The organism is Listeria goaensis, assembly GCF_900186125.1.
Lineage (GTDB): Bacteria > Bacillota > Bacilli > Lactobacillales > Listeriaceae > Listeria > Listeria goaensis.
Genome location: NZ_FYBQ01000003.1, coordinates 1 through 21918 on the forward strand (window position 1 = coordinate 1; position 21918 = coordinate 21918).

Annotated in this window: 21 protein-coding genes; 7 read left to right on the forward strand and 14 right to left on the reverse strand. The window is 40.5% G+C overall.

Annotated elements, in window-relative coordinates; genetic code table 11:
- Together CFT42_RS04625 and pta are read right to left on the reverse strand one after the other, a co-directional pair.
- Nucleotides 1-3841, reverse strand: a 3841-nt coding sequence (locus CFT42_RS04625) for an Ig-like domain-containing protein (RefSeq protein WP_244169937.1), incomplete at its 3' end; no start/stop codon positions are given.
- Between the two features lie 353 nt (nucleotides 3842-4194).
- Complete coding sequence (gene pta, locus CFT42_RS04630; RefSeq protein ID WP_088810498.1) at nucleotides 4195-5172, reverse strand: phosphate acetyltransferase; 978 nt, start codon at nucleotides 5170-5172, stop codon at nucleotides 4195-4197.
- A gap of 285 nt (nucleotides 5173-5457) precedes the next feature.
- Between pta and CFT42_RS04635 the strand changes: the two genes are divergently transcribed.
- Genes CFT42_RS04635 through CFT42_RS14940 form a run of 3 tightly spaced genes read left to right on the forward strand, consistent with a single transcriptional unit; the run spans nucleotide 5458 to nucleotide 7850 of the window.
- Nucleotides 5458-5688 carry a FeoA family protein gene (locus CFT42_RS04635; RefSeq protein WP_088810499.1) on the forward strand — a complete coding sequence of 77 codons (231 nt, stop codon included), beginning with the start codon at nucleotides 5458-5460 and terminating at the stop codon, nucleotides 5686-5688.
- The gene (gene feoB, locus CFT42_RS04640; RefSeq protein ID WP_088815515.1) at nucleotides 5681-7669 is read left to right on the forward strand and encodes a ferrous iron transport protein B; all 1989 of its coding nucleotides are present in this window, start codon (nucleotides 5681-5683) and stop codon (nucleotides 7667-7669) included. Before CFT42_RS04635 ends, feoB begins: the two co-directional genes overlap by 8 nt.
- A gap of 19 nt (nucleotides 7670-7688) precedes the next feature.
- Nucleotides 7689-7850, forward strand: coding sequence for a FeoB-associated Cys-rich membrane protein (locus tag CFT42_RS14940; protein WP_088815722.1), 162 nt, complete (start codon nucleotides 7689-7691; stop codon nucleotides 7848-7850).
- Nucleotides 7851-7942: 92 nt separating this feature from the next.
- Here the strand turns inward: CFT42_RS14940 and CFT42_RS04650 are convergent, their stop codons facing one another.
- From CFT42_RS04650 to CFT42_RS04660, 3 genes are read right to left on the reverse strand one after another with little or no spacing between them, the layout of a single operon-like run.
- On the reverse strand, nucleotides 7943-9016 hold the full coding sequence (locus tag CFT42_RS04650) for a threonine aldolase family protein (RefSeq protein WP_088815516.1): 1074 nt from the start codon (nucleotides 9014-9016) through the stop codon (nucleotides 7943-7945).
- Between the two features lie 27 nt (nucleotides 9017-9043).
- The gene (locus tag CFT42_RS04655; protein WP_088810502.1) at nucleotides 9044-9457 is read right to left on the reverse strand and encodes a VOC family protein; all 414 of its coding nucleotides are present in this window, start codon (nucleotides 9455-9457) and stop codon (nucleotides 9044-9046) included.
- A gap of 16 nt (nucleotides 9458-9473) precedes the next feature.
- Nucleotides 9474-9710: a helix-turn-helix domain-containing protein gene (locus CFT42_RS04660; protein WP_088810616.1), complete on the reverse strand. Its 237-nt coding sequence runs from the start codon at nucleotides 9708-9710 to the stop codon at nucleotides 9474-9476.
- 125 nt (nucleotides 9711-9835) lie between these two features.
- On the opposite strand from CFT42_RS04660, the gene CFT42_RS04665 reads away from it, so the two are divergent.
- From CFT42_RS04665 to hemQ, 3 genes are all read left to right on the forward strand, one after another.
- Complete coding sequence (locus tag CFT42_RS04665) at nucleotides 9836-10567, forward strand: NADPH-dependent oxidoreductase (protein WP_088810503.1); 732 nt, start codon at nucleotides 9836-9838, stop codon at nucleotides 10565-10567.
- A gap of 63 nt (nucleotides 10568-10630) precedes the next feature.
- Nucleotides 10631-11578 carry a mannose-6-phosphate isomerase, class I gene (gene manA / locus CFT42_RS04670; RefSeq protein WP_088815517.1) on the forward strand — a complete coding sequence of 316 codons (948 nt, stop codon included), beginning with the start codon at nucleotides 10631-10633 and terminating at the stop codon, nucleotides 11576-11578.
- A 114-nt stretch (nucleotides 11579-11692) separates the two neighbouring features.
- Nucleotides 11693-12448 (forward strand): hydrogen peroxide-dependent heme synthase, encoded by a 756-nt coding sequence (gene hemQ / locus CFT42_RS04675; RefSeq protein ID WP_088815518.1) that lies wholly within the window; start codon nucleotides 11693-11695, stop codon nucleotides 12446-12448.
- Between the two features lie 84 nt (nucleotides 12449-12532).
- Here the strand turns inward: hemQ and CFT42_RS04680 are convergent, their stop codons facing one another.
- The 9 genes from CFT42_RS04680 to CFT42_RS04720 all read right to left on the reverse strand — a co-directional run bounded on the left by CFT42_RS04680 (nucleotide 12533) and on the right by CFT42_RS04720 (nucleotide 20887).
- The gene (locus CFT42_RS04680; RefSeq protein ID WP_159458146.1) at nucleotides 12533-14950 is read right to left on the reverse strand and encodes a lectin like domain-containing protein; all 2418 of its coding nucleotides are present in this window, start codon (nucleotides 14948-14950) and stop codon (nucleotides 12533-12535) included.
- Between the two features lie 216 nt (nucleotides 14951-15166).
- Nucleotides 15167-16162, reverse strand: a complete 996-nt coding sequence (locus tag CFT42_RS04685) for an aldo/keto reductase (protein ID WP_088810507.1) — start codon at nucleotides 16160-16162, stop codon at nucleotides 15167-15169.
- 83 nt (nucleotides 16163-16245) lie between these two features.
- Complete coding sequence (locus tag CFT42_RS04690) at nucleotides 16246-16638, reverse strand: MerR family transcriptional regulator (RefSeq protein WP_088815520.1); 393 nt, start codon at nucleotides 16636-16638, stop codon at nucleotides 16246-16248.
- Nucleotides 16639-16948: 310 nt separating this feature from the next.
- Entirely contained in the window at nucleotides 16949-17317 is a 369-nt protein-coding gene (locus tag CFT42_RS04695) for a hypothetical protein (RefSeq protein ID WP_088815521.1), read from the reverse strand.
- A gap of 4 nt (nucleotides 17318-17321) precedes the next feature.
- Nucleotides 17322-18587, reverse strand: coding sequence for a hypothetical protein (locus CFT42_RS04700; RefSeq protein ID WP_088810511.1), 1266 nt, complete (start codon nucleotides 18585-18587; stop codon nucleotides 17322-17324).
- 1 nt (nucleotide 18588) lies between these two features.
- Nucleotides 18589-18990, reverse strand: a complete 402-nt coding sequence (locus tag CFT42_RS04705; RefSeq protein ID WP_088815522.1) for a DUF1310 family protein — start codon at nucleotides 18988-18990, stop codon at nucleotides 18589-18591.
- Nucleotides 18991-19657: 667 nt separating this feature from the next.
- Nucleotides 19658-20041, reverse strand: coding sequence for a DUF423 domain-containing protein (locus CFT42_RS04710; RefSeq protein ID WP_088815523.1), 384 nt, complete (start codon nucleotides 20039-20041; stop codon nucleotides 19658-19660).
- A 12-nt stretch (nucleotides 20042-20053) separates the two neighbouring features.
- On the reverse strand, nucleotides 20054-20329 hold the full coding sequence (locus CFT42_RS04715) for a YwdI family protein (RefSeq protein WP_240310301.1): 276 nt from the start codon (nucleotides 20327-20329) through the stop codon (nucleotides 20054-20056).
- Nucleotides 20330-20887 carry a maltose acetyltransferase domain-containing protein gene (locus tag CFT42_RS04720; RefSeq protein WP_088815524.1) on the reverse strand — a complete coding sequence of 186 codons (558 nt, stop codon included), beginning with the start codon at nucleotides 20885-20887 and terminating at the stop codon, nucleotides 20330-20332.
- Between the two features lie 153 nt (nucleotides 20888-21040).
- Here CFT42_RS04720 and CFT42_RS04725 point away from each other — a divergent pair, with 153 nt between their 5' ends.
- The gene (locus tag CFT42_RS04725; protein ID WP_088815525.1) at nucleotides 21041-21907 is read left to right on the forward strand and encodes a Cof-type HAD-IIB family hydrolase; all 867 of its coding nucleotides are present in this window, start codon (nucleotides 21041-21043) and stop codon (nucleotides 21905-21907) included.
- The last annotated feature ends 11 nt before the right edge of the window (nucleotides 21908-21918 follow it).

Here is a 21918-nt window from a genome sequence, read left to right on the forward strand (position 1 = left end):
TCACCGTCACCGTTCCATTTGAAGCTCGTGTAACGGTTGTGTTCGCACTTGCTGATTTCCCATTTTTCGTTGCGGTTGCAATGACAACAGTACCTGCCGCTTGTTTTGGAATGGTAATGCTGTAATGCCCACTAGCATCTGCTTTTCCTGTTGCAATCGTAGTATTACCTACTTTAATAACCATATCTGCATTCGGTTCTGCCGTTCCTTCTGCTTTTGTAGAATCAGAATCTAAGGCATTAATTGTCGTTGGCGCAATATTACCTTGTGTAACCGTAGTATTCGCACTTTCTGTTTTGCCTTTCGCTGTTGCACTTGCCGTTACGACCGTTCCAACCGCTTGTTTCGGAATAGTCACACTGTATGTGCCATCAGAAGCTACTGTTCCTGTTGCAATTGTGTTTTGTCCTACTTTAATGACAAGACTTGCATTTGGTTCTGCGGTTCCTTCTGCTTTCACAGAATCCGTTGTAAGTGAGTTAATCGTCGTTGGTGCAATATTACCTTGTGTGACGGTTGTATTCGCACTTGAAGATTTACCATTCTTCGTTGCGGTTGCTGTCACAATGGTTCCGACTGCTTGTTTTGGAATCGTAATGCTGTAATTTCCGTCTGGACCTACTTGCCCTGTTGCAATCGTCGTTTGACCGACTTTAATCACAAGACTTGCATTTGGTTCTGCGGTTCCTTCTGCTTTCACAGAATCCGTTGTTAAGTTACCAATTGTTGTTGGTGCAATATTACCTTGAGTAACCGTTGTACTCGCACTTGAAGTTTTTCCATCTGCTGTTGCCGTTGCCGTTACAATGGTTCCGACTGCTTGTTTTGGAATGGTCAGGCTATAATTTCCGTCTGATCCTACTTTTCCTGTTGCAATCGTCGTTTGACCGACTTTAATCACAATATCAGAATTTGGTTCTGCGGTTCCTTCTGCCTTTACAGAGTCCGTTGTTAAATTATTAATGGTCGTTGCTGCAATAGGTGTCCCTGCTGTTACTACAGTTGTAGCACTTGAGGTTTTCCCTTTTGCTGACGCTGTTGCTGTCACACGTTCGCCTTCTGCTTGTTTTGGAATCGTAATCGTGTAGCGACCATCAGAACCTACTGTACCAGTTCCAATTGTTGCACCTGCTTGATTTTTAATGACAAGACTCGCATTTGGCTCAGCTGTTCCTTGTGCCGTTGTGGAGTCAGCTGTCAATGAATTAATCGTAGTTTGTGCAATACTCATGTCAATAACAGGTGTAGATGCACTCGATGTTTTCCCTTTTGCACTTGCAGTTGCTGTCACAACTGTTCCAGCTGCTTGTTTTGCAATTGTCATGCTGTAAATACCATCAGAACCTACTAGGCCGCTGGCAATTTGATTATTATTTTGATCTTTAATGACAATTATCGCATTGGGTTCTGCATGACCTGTTACACTTGTTGAATCTGTTGTCAGTCCGTCAATAGTTGTTTGTGCAATATTCATATCACTAACAATGGTCATTGCACTCGATGTTTTTGTTCCAACTGTTGCAGTCGCGCTTACAACAGCATTTGCTGGTTGTTTTGGAATTGTTAAACTATAAATTCCATCAGAGCCCACTTTTCCTGTCGCAATCGTGGTTTGACCAACTGTAATTGCAATGTCGGCATTCGGTTCAGCCGTTCCTTGTGCCGTTGTGGAATCCGTTGTCAACGCTTGAATCGTTGTTTGCTCAATTTCTCCTTGAGTGACCGTTGTGTCCGCACTAGCCGATTTATCTGCTTTCGTTGCTGTTGCAGTCACAATAGTTCCGACAGCTTGTTTTGGAATCGTTAAGCTGTAATTTCCGTCTGGACCTACTTGTCCGGTTGCAATTGTCGTTTGACCGACTTTAATCGCAATGTTAGCATTCGGTTCAGCTGTTCCTCGTGCCGTTGTGGAATCCGTTGTTAAATCACCAATCGTTGTCGGTGCTAGCTCTCCTTGAGTCACCGTTGTGCTCGCACTGGATGATTTACCATTTTTCGTTGCCGTAGCTGTAACAACTGTTCCAACTTCTTGTTTTGGAATTAAAAGCAGGTACGTACCATCTGAGCCTACGCGACCGCTTGCTAATTGATTATTATTTTGATCTTTAATCACAATTGTTGCATTTGGTTCTGCATTCCCTTGAGCTACCGTAGAATCCGTTGTCAAAGCACCAATCGTTGTCGGTGCTAATTCTCCTTGAGTCACCGTTGTGGTAGCCGTATTTGATGTTACACCATTTTTTGTTGCCGTTGCTTCGACAACTGTTCCAACGGCTTGTTTTGGAATCGTAATGCTGTAGTGACCGCTAGCATCTGTTCTCCCTGTCGCAATCGTTGTTTGGCCGACTTTAATCGTCATGTCCGCATTTGGCTCGGCTGTTCCTTCGGCTTTCACGGAATCGGTTGTTAAATCACCAATTGTTGTTGGAGCAAGGTTTCCTTGCGTTACCGTTGTTGATGCCGTATTTGATGTTGTACCATTTTTTGTTGCCGTTGCTTCCACAACTGTTCCAACTGCTTGTTTTGGAATCGTAATGCTGTAATGACCACTAGCATCTGCTTTTCCTGTTGCAATTGTTGTTTGACCGACTTTAATTGTCATATCCGCGTTTGGTTCAGCCGTTCCTTCTGCTTTCACGGAATCGGTTGTTAGACTGTTAATTGTCGTTGCGGCAATCGCTCCTTGAGTAACTGTTGTGGTTGCCGTATTTGATGTTTTGCCATTTTTTGTTGCCGTTGATTCGACAACTGTTCCAACTGTTTGTTTTGGAATCGTAATGCTGTAATGACCGCTAGCATCTGCTTTTCCTGTTGCAATCGTTGTTTGACCAACTTTAATCGTCATATCCGCGTTTGGCTCGGCTGTTCCTTCGGCTTTCACGGAATCTGTTGTTAGATTATCAATCGTTGTTGGTGCTAGGTTTCCTTGCGTTACCGTTGTTGATGCCGGATCTGCGTTTACACCATTTGCTGTTACATATGCCGTCACAACTGTTCCAGCTGCTTGTTTTGGAATGCCAAATTGATATGTGCCATCCCCTGATACTTTCCCTGTAGCAAGTTGATTGTTATTTTGATCTTTAATAACAATGTCTGCATTCGGTTCTGCGGTTCCATTCACACTTGTTGAGTCTGTAGTTAAACTATTAATAGTTGTTCTTTCTATGTCACTTAAGTCAACTATACTAAGGTTACTAATTCGAACTGTACCAGTTGTTGTTTCCAAAGAAACGGATGTTGAATTAGATGTTGCTACAAATTCACCTGTTTGCTGTGATCCAGATGCGCCAACCCAAGTACCTGGGTTCGGTATATTCATCCAAAGAGGTAATGGATTGTATAAAGCTTGGTGTACAGCAGAACCATCATTGACAACTACCGCAACATTATTGTTCCCATCTACATTAGTTGCAGTATATGAGATTTTATAGCGATGTCCTGGAACTGTGGTAAACGCACGTCCAATCCCCATAGATTTCAACATTTGTGGTGAGCTAAGTTGTACTGAACCATTTCCTTCGAATTTAGTACTCATACTATACACGCCAAAATAATCCCAGCTATCCCCAGGATAACTATCCCAGCTAGCATATTTTGTGTCATTAATAGTATTAGCCGCTGTCCAATAAATTGGCGTCCAGTAGTTTTTATTATCGAAGTTAGCAGCAGCCCCCAACAAGTTTGTAGATGTTGACTTTAGGTTGGTTAATTTTGTTCCTTCTGATCCAGTGCTAGTGCCACTAGCAACTACATTGAACGGAAGTGCTGTTACAAGTGTAGAAGCTACCATAGTTGCTGTAATCGCGCTGATAGTCATCTTTTTTAATTTAGATTTCTTCATGTTCACGTTGTTTATTCTCCTTTTTCATGATATTTTATTGATGCAAAAGCTAGAAAGGCACACTTCACTATGCTCGATATGTCTTTCTGCAAAATTCATAATTTAAATTTCGTTTTCCTCCTTCCAGTTTCGCACTCATTCATATTAGCACCTAAAAAATAGTTAAGTTGGATATAAAAACTGTTTTTTTTCTATGTTTTTTGTAATTTTTGTGACAATTTACAAAAAACGAGCAAGTTTAGTATCAAATCCACAAAATAAACGATTGCAAAAAAAAGGTTCTATGCTTGATTTTCAAAGCATAGAACCTTTTAATTAATTTTACTTCTCTTTTTTTCATTTTGACTTAATGTTTATTTACTAACTGCTTGAGCTGCCGTAATAAGTGCAAGATTGTAAACATCTTGTGTGTTACAACCACGAGATAGGTCGTTCACCGGTGCATTTAGTCCTTGTAGAACGGGACCTACTGCCTCAAATTTTCCTAAGCGTTGCGCAATTTTATATCCAATATTTCCCGCTTCTAAACTTGGAAAGATGAATACATTGGCATCGCCTTTAATAACGGATTCAGGAGCCTTTTGCGCAGCAACCGATGGTACGAACGCTGCATCAAATTGGAATTCACCATCAAGTGTCAATTCTGGCGCATTTTCCTTCGCTAGTTTAGTTGCTTCTGCAACTTTTTCAGTTTCCTCAGACTTTGCCGATCCTTTTGTCGAAAAGCTGAGCATGGCAATGCGCGGCTTGATACCAAAAATTTGTGCAGTTTCTGCACTTACAATGGCATTTTCTGCTAAGTCAGCAGCTGTTGGTGCGATATTAATGGCGACATCGCTAAATAGGTAACGTTCCGCATCACGCACCATAATCATCGCACCAGCTACTTTCGAAATACCAGGTTTTGTTTTAATAATTTGAAGTGCCGGGCGAACTGTATCCCCTGTTGAATGAATGGCACCACTTACTAAACCATCTGCATTTCCAGTGTATACAAGCATCGTTCCAAAATAGTTTGGATCTTGTAGCAACTTACGCGCGTCTTCTTCTGTTGCTTTTCCTTTACGACGTTCGACAAAGGCTGCCACGAGTTCATCAAATAATGGATCCGTTTCTGGTGTTTTCACTTCGATTCCGTCGACTGAAACACCAGCATTTTTTGCAGCTTTTTCAATTTCTGCTTTTTGGCCTAATAAAATAGGAGTAATCGCACCTTCTTCGGCAAGGCGTGCTGCTGCTCCAACAATTCGCTCATCTTTTCCTTCTGGAAGGACAATACGAACTCCTTTTCCAGCAACTTGTTCTTTAATACTTCTCAATAAATCGCTCATTTCCTTTTATTCCTCCAATTTCACACAAATTCATTTTCTTTTCTTATCATACTATAAAATGTATGAAGTTAACAGGAAAAGCCATAAAAAAACGGATTTTTGCGTCATTTATCTGTACTACAATTTTTTCTAAACTGTATGAATTCTAGAGAGTTATTTTTACACTAAATATCGCTTTCTTTATATTTTTTTTAAACAACCATTTACTTTTTGAGATATTGTGATAAAATGAACTTAATTGATAATGATTCTCAAACTCATTTTGAACGATGGGAGGAACGATGCATGCGACTCAATGAACTTTCAACCGGCGAACGCGGTAAAATTTCTGCTTTAAATGTTTCCAGCTCTATGCTCAAAAGACGTCTGCTGGCGCTTGGTTGCATGGAAGGCTGCGAACTATGTATGAAACAAAAAGGCTTTTTAGGCGGTCCTTGCACAATTGAAACAAAAGGACAGTACATTAGTATTCGAAGTTGTGATGCTTGCGAAATCGTGGTGGAACGAAATGGCTAATACATATTGTTTACTCGGAAACCCTAATACTGGTAAAACATCGCTTTTTAATGCGCTGACTGGTTCATACGAATACGTCGGCAATTGGAGTGGCGTGACTGTTGAAAAGAAAGTCGGCACATTAAAAGCGGAAAAAGGTAAGCTCATTGATTTACCGGGCATATACGATATTCATCCTATCTCGCGTGACGAAACTGTTGTAACGCGTTTTTTAATAGAAGAAAAATTTGATTCGATGTTAAATATTGTTGATGCAGCGCAAATTGAGCGGAATTTAAATTTAACGATTGAATTGCTCGAATTTGGGGCGCCTGTCGTAATGGGACTCAATATGGTCGATGTGGCGCTAGGCCGTGGGATCAAAATTGACATTCCGAAACTGGCGAGGGCGCTCAAAATACCGGTTTTGCCCGTCATCGCACGCTCCGGCAAAGGGACAGAAGAAATTCTTGCCACACTGACCGACGAAAAAGCCACGCGAAATCATTCGCTAAAGCTACCTTACGCAAAACCAATCGAACGGGCCATTCAAGACCTTTCTGCTCTTTTGGAAAACACGGCTCCGCGTAAGCATTTGCGCTTTTTCGCGCTCCAATTTCTCACTGCCAATCCTGTGACCGAAAAGCATATTCAAGATGAGCCTTTTTATTCGGCGGCCGTACAGATTCGTGAGGAAACGGCGATGAAACTTACACGCAGCATTGAAAGTGAGATACTCGAAACCAGACGTGCTTTTATCCAAGATATTTGTGTGGAAGCGGTCACCTACACGGGAACTAACGTGCCACTTTCAGATAAGCTTGACCAAATTGTGACCCATCGTTTTTTCGGCATTCCCATTTTCCTTGGTATCATGTGGCTGATTTTTCAAATTACATTTACATGGGTTGGCGTGCCGCTCTCTGATTTGCTTGACGGGTTTTTCAGCGGGCCACTAACAGATTTCACCACGCAATTTTTGGCGTCCTTGGGTACAAGTCATTTTTTAATTGATTTAATCACAAACGGTATTATTGCGGGTGTTGGCGGTGTGCTCGTGTTCGTTCCGCAAATTTTGGTGATTTTCTTCTTTATTTCGCTGCTTGAAGATTCTGGCTATATGGCGCGGATTGCGGTTGTGATGGACCGGATTATGGAAATGTTTGGGCTAAACGGCAAAGCCTTCATTCCGATGATCATTGGCTTTGGCTGCAACGTTCCAGGCATCATGGCGGCTCGCTCCATCGAAGAATCCAAAGAACGTACATTGACGATTTTGATTACGCCATTTATGTCGTGCTCTGCGAGGCTTCCCGTCTATGCGCTATTTGTCGGTGTTTTCTTTGCGCAGTATCAAGCGCTCGTTGTGCTCTCGCTTTACGTCATTGGCATTGTGATGGCGCTTCTCATGACTAAAATTTTATCCAAAACGCTACTTAAAAACGATAATTCGGTTTTTGTCGTTGAACTGCCACCGTATCGTTTCCCTTCATTCAAAACGCTATGGCGCAGCACATGGGAAAAAGGCAAAGGTTTTTTGAAAAAAGCAGGCACGTTTATTTTTGCTGGTTCGGTCATCATTTGGTTGCTCAATTACGCTGGCCCAGGCGGGTTTGATGTTCCGATGGGCGAAAGCTTTCTCGCTATGATTGGCGGCTTTTTAGCGCCTCTTTTGGTTCCCCTCGGTTTTGGCACTTGGCAAGCCGGCGCAACTTTAATTCCGGGGTTTTTAGCTAAAGAAGTAGTGGTTTCAACGATGGCGATTATTTATTCAGTTGGAGAAGACAGCCTTGGGAGCGTTGTTAGCGCATTTTACACTCCGCTTTCTGCCTACTGTTTCATGTTGTTCATCTTGCTTTATGTCCCCTGCCTTGCGACTGTTGCGGCCATTCGGAAGGAAACGGCGTCATGGAAATGGACTGCATTCGCAACGCTCTATCCGCTATTAACTGCCTACGTAATTGTTCTTCTTGTGTATCAAATTGGAAATCTATTTATTTAAGAAAGGGCTTGAATGTGCTATGGCTATTTTTGTTAATCTTTTGCTTGGTGGACTTATATTCGGTTATACGATTTTTGCCCTTGTTCGCTTCACAAAAAAGAGCAGACAAGGAAAATGTGCAGCTTGTGAGCTTGAGAAAACATGCGAGTCTGAAAATGAGCTACCCACACATCTAAAATAATTTTTTCTATGAGAAAATGCTAAAAAGCAACACTTTTTCCCCTTTGAACTTGGAGAGAAAGGTTGCTTTTTTTTGTAAAATTTAAAATATGATTAGCGAAGTTCGGAAAACAATTCGTCCAGCTGGTCATTTGGGATTTCCAAATAGGCGTCACCTATCGGGATTTCAAACGTGCATGTGTGACTTCCTTTTTCAATCAAATAGCCGGTCACACCAATATCGGTTTTGGACTGGGCAATCGCAATTCGCTTCGCCACATCTGCTAGCGGCGCATCAAATTGCACGTGGAACATGTTTGAAACAGGGATTTCTGGAATGGTTTTCACATCTGTAAGCGCATTGAAACGAGCGGCAAGCTCCTTCGCTTTTTCAAAATACAGCGCCATTTTAGTTTTGCGTTTTTCAAAATAGTAATCGGCCGATAAAATGTACGGGTACAAACTGATTAAATCCCCACCGTAACGCCGTTTCCATGCTTTAGCTTGCTTGAGAAAATCAGTTGGGCCAGCTAAAATTGCGCCGGCAATGCCGCCTATGCCCTTATAAAAGGAAATGTACACGGTATCAAACAGCGCACAAATTTCGCTCGCTTCTTTTTGGTAAAAAGGCAATACTTCAAAAAGGCGTGCACCATCTAAATGTAACGCAATGCCGTTTTGTTTGCAGTATTCGGAAATTTGAACGAGTTCTTCAAAACTTGGTAGTTGCCCGCCAATTTCCCTTTGAGGAAGCTCGAGTAAAACGCAGGCTACTTTTTCACCCAAAGTTTGAATGTCTTCAAGTGTTGGTACGCGGTCTTGTTCGCAAAGTAGCGCGGTTTCAATATTGTGAAGCTTTTTCAAGCCGTCTGCCTCATGGATTTCCAGATGAGCGAGCGGGTGATAGGCAACGCGCGGTATGTTTTTTTCATCCGCCCAAATTCTAAGCGCAATTTGCTGTGCCATCGTACCGCTTGGGAAGAAAACTGCTTGTTCCAGACCTAAAACCCCTGCCATTTTTTCTTCAAAATTTGAAATCAACGAACCTGTACCGTAAATATCGCTCGCAGTTTCCCCGTCCACATTTGCGATGACTTCTTTTAAAACGGAGATGTCGCGTGGCCCATTATTCGCTAATTTAAAAGTTGTTTCCTGATAAGTTTCTTTTAAATAATCTGGTTTTTCCACTTCCAGCCCTCCTTTTAAAATTCAATTTTATTCAAAAAACTGCAAAGTGTAGCCATCAATTGTTTCTACTTGGCAGAGCTTTGTTTCAAAATCGGCGGCAGCGTGTAAGGTGACTTTCTCCCAGCCACTGTTTATGACGTGAGCGTGCAGTTTTTCGATACCTTGCACTTTCATGAAAGCGACGGTACCGCCTTTTGGTTCGCCGTATAAAAGATGGAAGCCAGTAAATGGTGCGATATGTAGGCTTTCAAATTCACGCGGGAGGTCAAACGCACAGCCATATGTGCCGCTTCCATTTTCGTCGCGCTCATCAATTTCGCAGTACCAACCGAGTGTTTTGGTGAACCAAGCGATGGTTTCATCCATGTTGGCGGTGTAGTAAACAGGACCGGTTTCCTTTACTACAAACCCTCTTTCTTTAAATTTATTCCAATCTTCCATGGTTTCATCCCCTTTTTTAATGTTCATACGGGCGATATTTTTTGCGTAATTCGGTCTGGTTTGCCAAGCGAGTTTCGATATCTATTCGGTGGAACAGTAGGACATTTCCTTTGCGAATGTGCGGAATAATGTTGCGTTTCGCAAGAGACTGTATGGCTTGCTTCGTTACGCCTAAAAATTTAGCGGATTCTTCTGAAGTTAAAAATGTTTCTTCTAAAAACAGCCGATCTTGTTCTTGTTTGCTTATTTCCAAGACGTTCACACCCTTTCTCTCTTCTAGTGTAGAAAAAATTGGCATTTTTTTCAAGTATAGCGTTAACATTTCGCTTGAAGAAAGCTATACTTGAAGAAGAAATTGATTTTGGAGGAGGATTTAATTTGAATAAAGTCATTGAGCAAATGTTAAGCCACCGTTCGATTCGCAAGTACATACCTGGAAAAAGTATTCCTGAGACCGATTTAGATTTAATTATCCGCGCGGCTCAAAGTGCACCATCTTGGATTAATGGGCAACAATATTCCATTGTCGGGGTAAAAGACGCTGCACGTAAACAAAAGTTAGCGGAGCTGACGAAAAATCCATATGTGGCGGAATGCTCCATTTTTCTTGTATTTGTTGGGGATTTTCATCGTGCCAATTTGGCGAGCGCGAAATATCAGACGGCATTTAATGCGAAAAGCGACGAAGACTTACTGCTTGTTGCCGCAACTGACGTTGGTTTAGCTTGTCAAAACGCGCTAACGGCGGCTGAAAGTCTTGGCTACGGGACGGTTTGTATTGGTGGAATTAGACGTGAGTTTACGGAGGTCTCCGAATTTCTTGGGCTACCTGAAATGGTGATTCCAATTGTTGGGCTTTGTGTGGGCTATCCGGATACCGAATCCGTAATCCGACCTCGTTTACCTAAAGAAGCTGTTTATTTTGAAGAAACCTACCAAACAGACACTTTACCGCTGCTTGAAAAATATGATGTAACGATTATTCCTTATTCCGAACGTGAAGGTTCTATTGGCTATACGGAACGCATTGCTAAATTTTATGCGCAACCTTATTTTACCGGCATTCCAGAAGGGTTGAAAAAACAAGGATTTTTAGGCGGAAATAAGTAGCATTTAACTTTTAATTGGTATATACTTTTGTAGAGATTACATATTTAACCGAGGAGGTTCACGATGAAAGAGGCTTTATTTTTAAACCCTGTTTTTCAAGACCGCATTTGGGGCGGCACAAAACTGCACGATTACTTCGGATATGATATTCCGTCTGACAAGACTGGCGAGGACTGGGCTATTTCTGCGCACCCGAATGGTCCATCCACTGTCAAAAATGGCGAGTTTGCTGGGAAAACACTCATCCAACTATGGACAGAACATCCGGAACTTTTTGGAAATCCGAAAGACCCAGTTTTCCCCCTACTAACAAAGATTTTGGATGCAAATTCGGATTTATCCGTGCAAGTTCACCCGGACGACGCGTATGCGAAAGTGCATGAAAACGGCGAGCTTGGAAAGACGGAATGTTGGTATATTATTGATTGCGCGGAAGGCGCGGAGCTGATTTACGGGCACCATGCGAAGTCTAAAGATGAATTTGTGAAATTGGTTGCGGACGGCGAGTGGGACAAGTTGCTACGCAAGGTGAAAATCGCGCCGGGCGAGTTTTACTATGTTCCAAGTGGGACGATTCACGCGCTTGGCACTGGCACGCTAGTTCTTGAAACGCAACAAAGTTCGGATACAACTTACCGTGTGTACGATTATGATCGTAAAGATGCGGACGGCAACACGCGCGAGCTTCATCTAGAAAAAGCCATCGACGTCACAAAAATTCCGCATCACGATGCATTACTTGATATTCAGGTTGAAAAACGAGACGGAGTAACCGTTACGACTTTTGTGTCAAACGACTTTTTCAGCGTTTACAAATGGGAAATTGACGGCACTGCGAGATTTGATGCGACGGCGCCATATACGCTTGTAAGCATTTTAGACGGCGCTGCTGCGCTTACCATTGACAGGGCTGAAACGCCTGTTAAAAAAGGCGACCACTTTATTTTGCCAAATGCAATCAATTCGTGGGCGCTAACTGGGTCAGCCACAGCAATTGTATCGACACCTTAACACTTCAAGCGGCTGGAATTTATTCCAGCCGCTTTTTTCTAAAACAGAAAAAAAGACTTTCGAATTTGGCTATGATACACTTATTTTAGTGACATAAGAAAGGTGTGAAACCTAATGAATGAAGCAGTAAAAACATTAGATGGTTGGTACTCTTTACATGATTTCAGGGCGGTAGATTGGACGTCTTGGCGAGAAACTTCTACGGCTGACCGCGAACGGATTTTAACGGAATTTAGCACATTTTTAGCGAATTTAGAAGTGACAAAAAACATTGGATCTGGCGAACAAACGCTGTATACGATTTTAGGGCAAAAAGCTGATTTTGTATTTTTTGTTCTTCGGGAAACTTTAGAAGAATTAAATGCGGTGGAAAACGAATTCAATAAGCTCGCGATTGCGGATTATTTAGTCCCTACATATTCCTATATTTCAGTTGTGGAGTTAAGCAATTATTTAGCCTCACATATGGCGGGTGACGAGGATCCGTATCAAAACAAACATGTCCGCGCCCGGCTTTATCCAAAATTACCGAACAAAAAACATATTTGCTTTTATCCGATGAATAAAAAACGCGATGGTGCGGATAATTGGTACATGCTCCCGATGAGCGAGCGCCAACAACTTATTCGCGATCACGGTCAGATTGGCCGCAGTTACGCTGGAAAAGTGAGCCAAATTATTGGCGGATCCATCGGCCTTGACGATTACGAATGGGGCGTCACTTTGTTTGCGGACGATGCACTTGACTTTAAGCGAATTGTCACGGAAATGCGTTTTGACGAAACAAGTGCACGTTACGGCGAGTTTGGCGCATTCTTCATTGGGAATTTATTGCCACATGAAGAGATTGAAAGATTTTTTATGATTTAATAAAAGAAGCAAAAATCAGGTGAACAAGCCATTTTCCATGGTTATCACCTGATTTTGCTTCTTTTTTTGTTCATTATAATTTATTTATTTTTGTGGTGCGATAAAATTTGTGACTGTATCAGAATCATAAAAATAACGATTTAATTTTACATTTTTGCTTAAATCTAGTTCCGTTAAAAGATTCCGATGCAAATAAAGTTCATAGAGTTCAACATTATTCCGCAAATCAATTTTAGTTAGCTTATTGTACTCTAGATATAGGAATTTCAATTTAAGATTTTGACTAAGATTTATCGAAGAAAGATTGGCATTGTTTAAATGTAGCGTCCTAAGATTAGGCAATCTTGATAAATCAAGTGAGCTGAGTGAAGGGGTACGTTGCACATCTAAGAAGTCCAGTTTAGGCAGGTATGGTAACGTCAGTGAATAAACTGGGTTCCCTCCCATACTAATCCCTCTTAATTCGGTATTATTGCTCACATTAATAGTCGTCAACTTGTTATTATGAATCCAAAGATTACTCAATTTAGTATTTTTACTAACGTCTAGATTGCTTAACTGATTTCCGCCAGCAACAATATATGTTAAGTTCGTATTCTTACTAACATCTAACTGTTGGAGCTTATTATAACTTAATTCAAGATAATCAAGCGCTGTGTTCTGACTTAAATCAAGGTTTGTCAATTGATTCTTATACATATTAATTCGAACTAATTTTTTATTCTGCCTTAAATCAAGTGTAGAAAAATTATTATTTCCCAAATCTAAATAGATTAAATTTAGATTCTTACTGAGATCTATTTTTTCAAGTTTTTCAGTTCCCCCATAAAAGATTAAGTGAGTTAGATTATTTAATCTTTCAATCCCTGTCGCATTGGAAACTTTACCATCTACACGTAGTTGCGTAATTTTACCAGCATCCTCCGTAGTAAAATTATCTTCTACAGATTTATTCAACTGCCGAGCAATTTCATTTGCTAAATCCGCATCTAAAAAGACATCTTTAATTTTTTCTTGGGTATTGTTTGTAGTTGTGTAGACGTTTGTGTAAAAATTACGAGCTATTTTGTCATCCCAAATAATCGGTGAAGAAGCTTCATACCAGCGCATACTCGCTTGATTAGTGGAGATTGAGAAGAAACTTGTTCCAGATTTCACAGAATTACGCGGATAACTTACTTCTTCGTGATTGGACATCGGGATTGGCAATGTTGAAACTCCACTTGGTAGCGAAAACTTAATCACAACCGCATACTTATCATTACTTGTGATTGGTACAGGTTCACTTAATTTAATTGTTTCAAAACCAGCGTCTGCCTTTACTCCTCTTGCAACAAGCTTTAAGTTAGTGAATGATTTATCCGAACTGTTTGGATTAATATAAATTTCGTACGGTGTATCATATTGAAGTGTATTAATCGCAATCGCTTCAATGGATTCTTTTGAATCATTAGGTGCATCAAAAACATTGGCAATGTACGTATCCGTTGTTGAAGGATACCAACCGGTCAGTGCAAATTCTGCCATAGCAACCATATTATCGTAGTTCTGGCTCGTTTCCATTTGTTTTGCACCGTACATAACAGAAGTTAAGATATAAGCATCTTCATAAGACACATAGTAGTAACCTTTATCCCCCCAATTGGTTCCCCAGCTATTTCTAACAATAAAGGCCCCATTATTTTGAGGTCTAACATTTGACTTGAAATTTTCTTTACTATAATTATCATCATATCCAACAATTAAAGTAGAATGATCAATGGTAGTATAGTCACTTTTAGGTACATATACTGCGCTTGTTGTACTATTTATATACTCTTGAAGATATTGCCCATCTGCCTTCCACTGGTATGTGAGTCCACCATTTTTCACAAGATGTTCTTTAATTCTTTTCACCTTTTGATTTTGCTCTTCAACACTTGCTGTTACATAAAGTCCTCCAATCAGATTTATTCCTTGTTGATGAATAAGTGGCTTTTCAGATAAAACATTTAAAGAAGGTAAATACGATGCATTCGTATTATATGGCATTTTATTTTCAGAAACTGGTAGCTCCCAATTCATCGCTTCGTAGAGAGCCATAGTCTCAAGTCCTCCACCGCCTAAAGTACGATTATATGCTTTTGGGTTATTTCCAATTATTCCGTCTGCATCTTTTGCCGAATAGTAGTCCGTATAAAGTTCAGAAAGGTCATAGGGTACGCCAAACTGTTTTAAAGCAGCCGTTTCAATAGAAGCATTTGAAGAGAACGACCAACAAATGTTTCTTGTTTGCTGATCTTTAACTGATGTGTCTCCTCCAGTTAAACGAGGATCATACTTAGTCGGTAAAGGCGTTGACCTAAGTAGTTGTTTTGGTTTAGGTTGCTCATAAACCCCTATTGGATCTTTTAATGATCCTGTTGGATATTCCCTCGCATCAACTTGGTTTCCTGGCAATAACAAAAATAAACTTGCAAAAATAAAACTAATTCCCGCTAACAAACGTAAAAACTTTTTCATAGTCTCCTCCTTAATTGTATTTTCCATGTTGTTTCTGTCTCTTTTTCTCCCTTTCCATATTATTCTGCCAAAAGAATACTTCAAGCAGTCAATTTACATTATAATATAAAAAATAAAATTCTGAAAGTTATTTTATAAACAAGTCTGATTTTTATGCAAAAATGCGAGATTCTAAACACTGAACCTCGCATCATTACTATTTATAAAATTATTTGTCTATTTTTGATTTGGAAGCGCCCCAACAACTGGATGAGGTATATAATGTTCCTCTAAAAATGCCATATCTTCTGATGTTAGTTTTAAATCTAGCGCTAAAACAGCACTTTCTAAATGCCGTTCTTTTTGTGCGCCCACAATTGGTGCGGTGATTTCTGGTTTATTCAGCAACCATGCTAACGCAATTTGGTCGCGCGAAACCGCGTATTTATTCGCCAGTTCGGCGACGCGCTCAATAATTCCGATGTCCGCTTCCATCATGCCATCATATTTAGAACTTTGAATCGTATCAGTCGCTGAACGCTCCGTTTTTTCGGAAACATCACGCGTAAGGCGACCAGATGCTAGCGGACTATACGGCGTTAGCGCTATGTTTTCATCTTCACAAAATGGAATCATTTCCCGCTCTTCCTCACGATAAATTAAATTGTAATGATTTTGCATGGATACAAATTTAGTCCAGCCGTTTCTTTCTGCGATGCGTTGTGCTTTTTGGAATTGCCATGCGTACATGGCACTGGCGCCAATATAGCGGGCCTTTCCAGCCTTCACGACATCATGCAAAGCTTCCATCGTTTCTTCGACAGGCGTAAATTGGTCGAAACGATGAATAATATAAAGATCGACATAATCGGTTTCTAGCCGTTTTAGGCTATGGTCGATTTCAGTTAGGATTTCTTTGCGAGAAAGTCCACCACTATTTGGTTGCCCCGGGCGCATGGTTTGATGCACTTTTGTCGCGAGAACAACATCGTCGCGATTTGCAAAATCTTTCAGTGCACGCCCAACAATTTTTTCGCTTTCCCCAAAAGAGTAAATGTTTGCCGTATCAAAAAAGTTGATGCCGAGGTCGAGCGCTTTTTTGATGATTTGGCGGCTATCCGTCTCACCAAGCACCCATTTGTGAATCCACTTCTCTGCATCACCAAAGCCCATTGTACCTAGACAAATTTTTGATACGTCCATACCAGTATTACCAAATTTCACATACTCCATTTCGACTCCTCCTTTACTCCCCTATCATAAAGCTTGAAGTGAACTCTAAGTCAAGCGTTTTTGTAAAAAAAATAAACAAAATTTCAAACCCTATTTACTTCAAAGCTCCGCAATTTGTTTTCCGCAGCTCGCACATGTCCATAATTTTCTAATTTAAACTGCAAACGGCTTATCGCCTCTTGAAGCTCCGCTGCTTTCGCTTCTAGTTTTTCTTTTTGCTCTTGGATTAAAGCTATTCTCGCGTCAACCGTCGAATCACCTTGCCGGAATAACAATAAATACTCTACCAATGACTCAATCGACAAACCAGCTCTCCGCATCTGCCGACTAAAGACAATCCAACGAATGTCGTCCTCGTCAAATTCTCGTATTCCATTCCCATTCCGCTTCACCGGCGCAATCAAACCAATTTTTTCGTAGTACCGAATTGTGTCCGCTGAAACACCTGTCACTTCACTTACTTTCTTAATATTCATCGGCTCATCTCCTTCTCCCATTTAGTTTATCGCATTTGCTACCAGTTTCGTCAACTGATAGCAATTATACCTATAAAAGTTATTTTTAACACAAAAAAAGCGGTCGCTCCCCGCCAACGCTTCAAATATCGTTACATTTATTTCTAGTGTTTTCTAGTGCTTTTTGTGCTGCTTTGAACCAATTACCTTTAATAGCACTTTTAAGTTTCTCTATATGTTTCTTGTCATTATTTTTAAAGGTTTCCGTCTTTTCTTTTTCCGTTTCTTTCTCGCATCGCCTAACATGTCCCCGATTGAGTTGCTCATGTTGTCATTCCTCGCTTTCTCTGTCTATCTTCATTAAATTATCTTTAAAGCATCCTATATCTTTTCTATACTGTGCTTCTATATCTTCCCGTTGTGCCTCAATCTTCTCTAATTCCTCACGCATCATATGAGTAGCTTCATCATGTGTACGGGTTATCATATTGTATCCGTGTGAAAGCGGGGGAATCGTTTCGGGGGCATAGTTTGAAATCATAAAACGTAAACGTTCGGCTTTTACATCTAGCGTTTTTAAAAATTGATTGCCAGCATGCCGCAGGTCTTCTTCTACTGCTTCTAATCGCCTCATTTGTCGCTTGTAATCGTCTTCTATATCGTCTATACGTTGCATGATTGTCCTTTTTGATAATTCCAAAGTCTCATCCCTCCGCGATTTTCCGCGCTAATTCTCGATCTTTTTCTAGCACTTCATTAATTGCCTGTTGAATTTGATTAATTATATCATTATAATCCTGTTCGATTTCTTTGAGTTTCCCTAGCTTTTTAGTACGTTTTGCGATTGGCTTAAGCTTTATTTTTGCCTCTGTTGCCCCACCGTCCGAAAGCGCGCCGATAATTTCAGTTTCTGATAGTGAGTCCCCTAAGCTTCTGGCATCCGAGTGCGTTTTCTGCCAAAGTTCACTTGCGTTTTCCATATCTTTTTTGTATAGTTTTTCCAGTTCCTCACACATTTGCTTTGCTTCCATTTGCATTGTTCCAACACGAATAAACGCTTCTGATGCTTCAAGGTACTTTTCTTCTGATGATGACAAGTCGCCACCAGCTCCTAATTTTTTCTTTAGTTTTGCAAGATTTTTCAGACCTTCCGCTTGAAGTATTGCGGCTTTTTTTCTGTTCCCTGCTTTGGTTAGTTTTAAATTTCCATTTTTGTCAAATTGATAACCACCCCACATATGTTGCTTGCCCATATCCCCTACATCTTTTCCATCTACAAATAACACATTTCCTATTGTAGGTTTATTCTCCCCGTAACCTAGCGCAATCAAGTCAAGTTGATCGGTATAGATGAATCCTTTGTTAGAAGCTGTGAAAGCGTCTGCTATTTTCTTTTGGTCGGCATTTAGAAGATTATAAACATTAGGACATTGATAAAGGTATGCACCTGTTATTCTTTTAAGTTGCTTCTTGCTTAGGTTTGCGACTGCGTATTGTCCGTTCATTCCACCAAGTGAATGTCCATATATATTAATTTTTGCATTCGGATAAGTTTCAAGCGTTTTTTTCAAAGTATTCGCTGAACTTTTTAACTGTGGGGTACCTCCCCCTTTTCCCACTAAAACCATTGCTGCTGCAGGAACATCATTCTGCAACCAATCCGCTGCAAAGTCGTTATTCACTTCAGGTGCGCCCCACGATAGTTCATTAGGGGCAGTGGAGCCGCGGTATAAAACAGTTACTTCTTTAACTTTCTCACGTTCTGAGAGCGAGGAATTGGCTGTTACTTTATTTTTCCCATTAGTAACTATGTATGTTTGTTCGCCTGTTGCTTTGTTGTTCACTTTTTCTGAAAGTGTACCTATTTTTCTTCCCCCGTCGATTTTTATAGGCTTTCCAACGTCCATATTTTTATTATACTGCTGTTTTGCAATCTGAACTCGGTTCTTTTCTGTGAGCATAGTTGCCATTTCAATTCCCTTCTTTCTCTAAAAGCCTTTCTAGTTTTTCAGAGGTTCCACCCGCATCATCGCTTAATTCACCTCTATCACTATCTTTGCTTAATATAATATCGATTACTAAGTCGCTGTCGTTGTTAATGATTAAGTTAACCATTATCCCCCCCATAGGATTTTCTTCTATACTACTATCATCAATTTTGTATGTGTATATAACTCCTTCACTTGTAAAAGCTTTAGGATCATTATACATTATTGTTTTTTTATAAACTTTTTCCGCTTCTTTACTATGTACAATTTCCATCATTTCCACTTCTTCGTTGTTATTCATATGTTTATCAACTCCCATTTTTATACCGATTACGATAGCGATTAATAGTACTATACTTATAATAATTATTGACGTTTTTTTCATTCTACCCCTCCTTTTACTCGACTAGAAAGTCTCTAAGGACAATCCACAGCCTATTCATTCTACCATGTGAACGATTATAAATACTTGCATTGAACATGATTTTAATGAAACTACAGCGCTTTAGTTAGATTCCATTCATAAAAACGTCTCTTGTTAAACCACAAGAGACGTTTTTCGAATTCAAACAATCAGCATAAAAGTTGAAAACCAAAGTTCTGTTGGTTAATGTATTGCATACTTGTATCATAAGTTTTCACGGAATCTCGGGCTCTACGAAGAGTCATCCTGATTTTTCTAAAATAAAACCCTCTCCAATATTATGTATTTTTCTTACTATTTCAATATACCATACACTATTTTTAGAAGCTATTGATAGCTCATTGTACTCACTTATTTTTCTACCAACTCTAGGACAACCACTCCATCCTCAAAAAATCAGCAAAAAAAGACGCCATAGGCTTAGACAAGCCGCATAGCGCCACAAAAAGGGAGTTTAAGGTAAGAAAGGATAACTTATCACTAAAAAGGGAGAAAAAGTAAATAAGTTATCGTTGCTTATGCTAATTAAATACCCCGCAAAAATAGAAATAATCCTCTTTTTCCAAATGTTTATATTAAAATTTTATGACGAAAGACTTTTTTTTGAAATAAAATGTTGGTTTCCTTTTTAAAATGAATGGTAACCGGGACGCGATTTTGCAGCTGCGATGATAAAACAAAGCCAGCCGGAAATAAAACAAACGCCGCCAATTGGTGTGATGGCTCCTAAAAACGTGATTTTAGTGATGCTCAAAACGTAAAGGCTACCTGAAAATAAAATGATGCCTGCAGAAAATAGTATTATCGCGGCGCTAATAAGACGGCTGTTTAGTTTTTCTTGGACGACGCCGCAAATTAAAATCGCTACAGCGTGAAACATTTGATATTGAACGCCCGTTTCATACGTGGCCACGTGGCTGCCTAAAATATCCTTTAGCGCGTGCGCACCGAAAGCGCCAATCATGACGGCAAGCATCGCAAAAATGCCGCCCGTTATAAGACCTTTTTTCATCGTTCTCCCCCTTTAAAAATCAAACAGCGAATCACCATTCGCACCGTCTGACATATCGAGTTTTTTTCCTTGGTTTAAAGCCGGAGGGACAGCTGGTGTACTCTCGTGCGGAATGTGCGCCGCATCATTTTGGGGCGCGACATCCGTTTTAGTTTCAGAAAGAGCCAGTTCTGTGAGAATTTTCAATGTGTGCAGATGCGCGTTTTGTTCAGCGCCGCTTAGCTCCTTCGCCTGACGTAGCTCTTCCTCCATTTTTTGAAATAACGCCTGATCTGAAACGTTCACCATTTAAACTCCTTTGACTTCTTTAATAATGCGCGCTGGGTTGCCGCCGATGACAACATTGTCGCCGAAACTTTTTGTGACAACGGTGCCTGATGCGACAACGACGTTATTGCCAAGTGTCACGCCGGGATTAATAACCGCGCGTCCGCCAATCCAGGCGTTATTGCCGATTTTAACGGGCTTACCTAGTTCGAGCCCACTATTTCGTTCGGTCGGTTCAAGAGGATGCGTCGCGGTATAAATGTGCACGCCAGGCGCGAGCATGCAATTATCACCAATATGTATTTCGCACACATCAAGCATGACGCAATCAAAATTCGCGAAGAAATTTTCGCCAAGATAAATATTTGAGCCGTAATCAACGCGGAGTGTCGGTTCTAAAAATACTTTTTCACCCGTTCCGCCGAATAGGCGTTTTAAAAGTTCAGTTCGCGCTGCTGCGTCTATTGTATCATTGATTTCGCGAATGAGTTTGCGTGCGCGTGCGCGACCATGCGCGAGTTCATAGTTGGACGGATCATACAATTCGCCCGCAAGCATTTTTTCAACTTCTTTTTTCAAATTCTAGCACCTCTTTCCACTATACTTCACGCTTTATTATAGCTAACTTTCACGGGGGACGCAAAATGTGGCGCTTTTTAAACAAGACAACTGCATTTTTCTTTAAAAAGTGCTATGCTAGAGGAAGTGAAAACACTAGGAGGATTCTTATTTATGATTAAAGTTATTGCTTCTGATATGGACGGTACGCTACTAAATTCCGACATACGTGTTACTGAGGAAAACGTAAAAGCGATTGAATTTGCAAGATCTAAAGGCATCCACTTTGTTTTATGTACGGGGCGGATGTACGATGATGCGATGTCGCTTATTCACAAAGCGAATTTGTACGCGCCGGCCATTTGTATGAACGGCGCAGAAGTGCGCGATGAACACGGTAAAATTTTGTTGCAACATACGCTCGACAAAGATATTTCGAGAAAAACATTTCAAATTCTTTCTGATTTAGGAATGTACACGGAATTGTTTACTGATATCGGGCCGATTTCGACAAACAAAGAGCAAGGTAAAGAATTTTTGATTGAAATGTATCGCAAAATGCATCCTGACAAGCCCGTTCAATCGATTAGCGAGCAAATTGAGGAGCGCTTTCAAGCGAAAGACGTTCATGAAATTACGGATGTCAATCGGGTTTTTGAAAACGAGGAGATGAACATCTTGAAATTCATTTCGTTCTCGCCAAACCCTGATATTTTAACTCGAGCAAAAAAAGAACTAAGTGTGTCGAATGAACTTGCGATTACTTCTTCTTTTTCTGACAACATTGAAATCACGAATCGCGCGGCCCAAAAAGGCATTTCGTTACAATATTATGTGGAGCGCCTCGGCGTTTCGCTTGAAGAAACATTTGCGATTGGCGACAATATGAACGACCTTTCGATGATTAAAATGGCAGGTTACAGTGTGGCGATGGGCAACGCAGAGCCGGAAGTCAAGAAACGCGCCAAATATGAAACCACCACCAATGATGAGCACGGGGTTGCGGAAGCCATTTATAAAATGCTCGAAGCAAATGATTAATTTTGGAGGAA

Excerpts from the sequence above, each read along its gene's own strand:
- pta (WP_088810498.1), bottom strand. The coding sequence starts at position 5,172 with ATGAGCGATTTATTGAGAAGTATTAAAGAACAAGTTGCTGGAAAAGGA.
- CFT42_RS04635 (WP_088810499.1), top strand. The coding sequence starts at position 5,458 with ATGCGACTCAATGAACTTTCAACCGGCGAACGCGGTAAAATTTCTGCT.
- feoB (WP_088815515.1), top strand. The coding sequence starts at position 5,681 with ATGGCTAATACATATTGTTTACTCGGAAACCCTAATACTGGTAAAACA.
- CFT42_RS14940 (WP_088815722.1), top strand. The coding sequence starts at position 7,689 with ATGGCTATTTTTGTTAATCTTTTGCTTGGTGGACTTATATTCGGTTAT.
- CFT42_RS04655 (WP_088810502.1), bottom strand. The coding sequence starts at position 9,457 with ATGGAAGATTGGAATAAATTTAAAGAAAGAGGGTTTGTAGTAAAGGAA.
- manA (WP_088815517.1), top strand. The coding sequence starts at position 10,631 with ATGAAAGAGGCTTTATTTTTAAACCCTGTTTTTCAAGACCGCATTTGG.
- hemQ (WP_088815518.1), top strand. The coding sequence starts at position 11,693 with ATGAATGAAGCAGTAAAAACATTAGATGGTTGGTACTCTTTACATGAT.
- CFT42_RS04680 (WP_159458146.1), bottom strand. The coding sequence starts at position 14,950 with ATGAAAAAGTTTTTACGTTTGTTAGCGGGAATTAGTTTTATTTTTGCA.
- CFT42_RS04685 (WP_088810507.1), bottom strand. The coding sequence starts at position 16,162 with ATGGAGTATGTGAAATTTGGTAATACTGGTATGGACGTATCAAAAATT.
- CFT42_RS04690 (WP_088815520.1), bottom strand. The coding sequence starts at position 16,638 with ATGAATATTAAGAAAGTAAGTGAAGTGACAGGTGTTTCAGCGGACACA.
- CFT42_RS04700 (WP_088810511.1), bottom strand. The coding sequence starts at position 18,587 with ATGGCAACTATGCTCACAGAAAAGAACCGAGTTCAGATTGCAAAACAG.
- CFT42_RS04705 (WP_088815522.1), bottom strand. The coding sequence starts at position 18,990 with ATGAAAAAAACGTCAATAATTATTATAAGTATAGTACTATTAATCGCT.
- CFT42_RS04710 (WP_088815523.1), bottom strand. The coding sequence starts at position 20,041 with ATGAAAAAAGGTCTTATAACGGGCGGCATTTTTGCGATGCTTGCCGTC.
- CFT42_RS04715 (WP_240310301.1), bottom strand. The coding sequence starts at position 20,329 with ATGGTGAACGTTTCAGATCAGGCGTTATTTCAAAAAATGGAGGAAGAG.
- CFT42_RS04725 (WP_088815525.1), top strand. The coding sequence starts at position 21,041 with ATGATTAAAGTTATTGCTTCTGATATGGACGGTACGCTACTAAATTCC.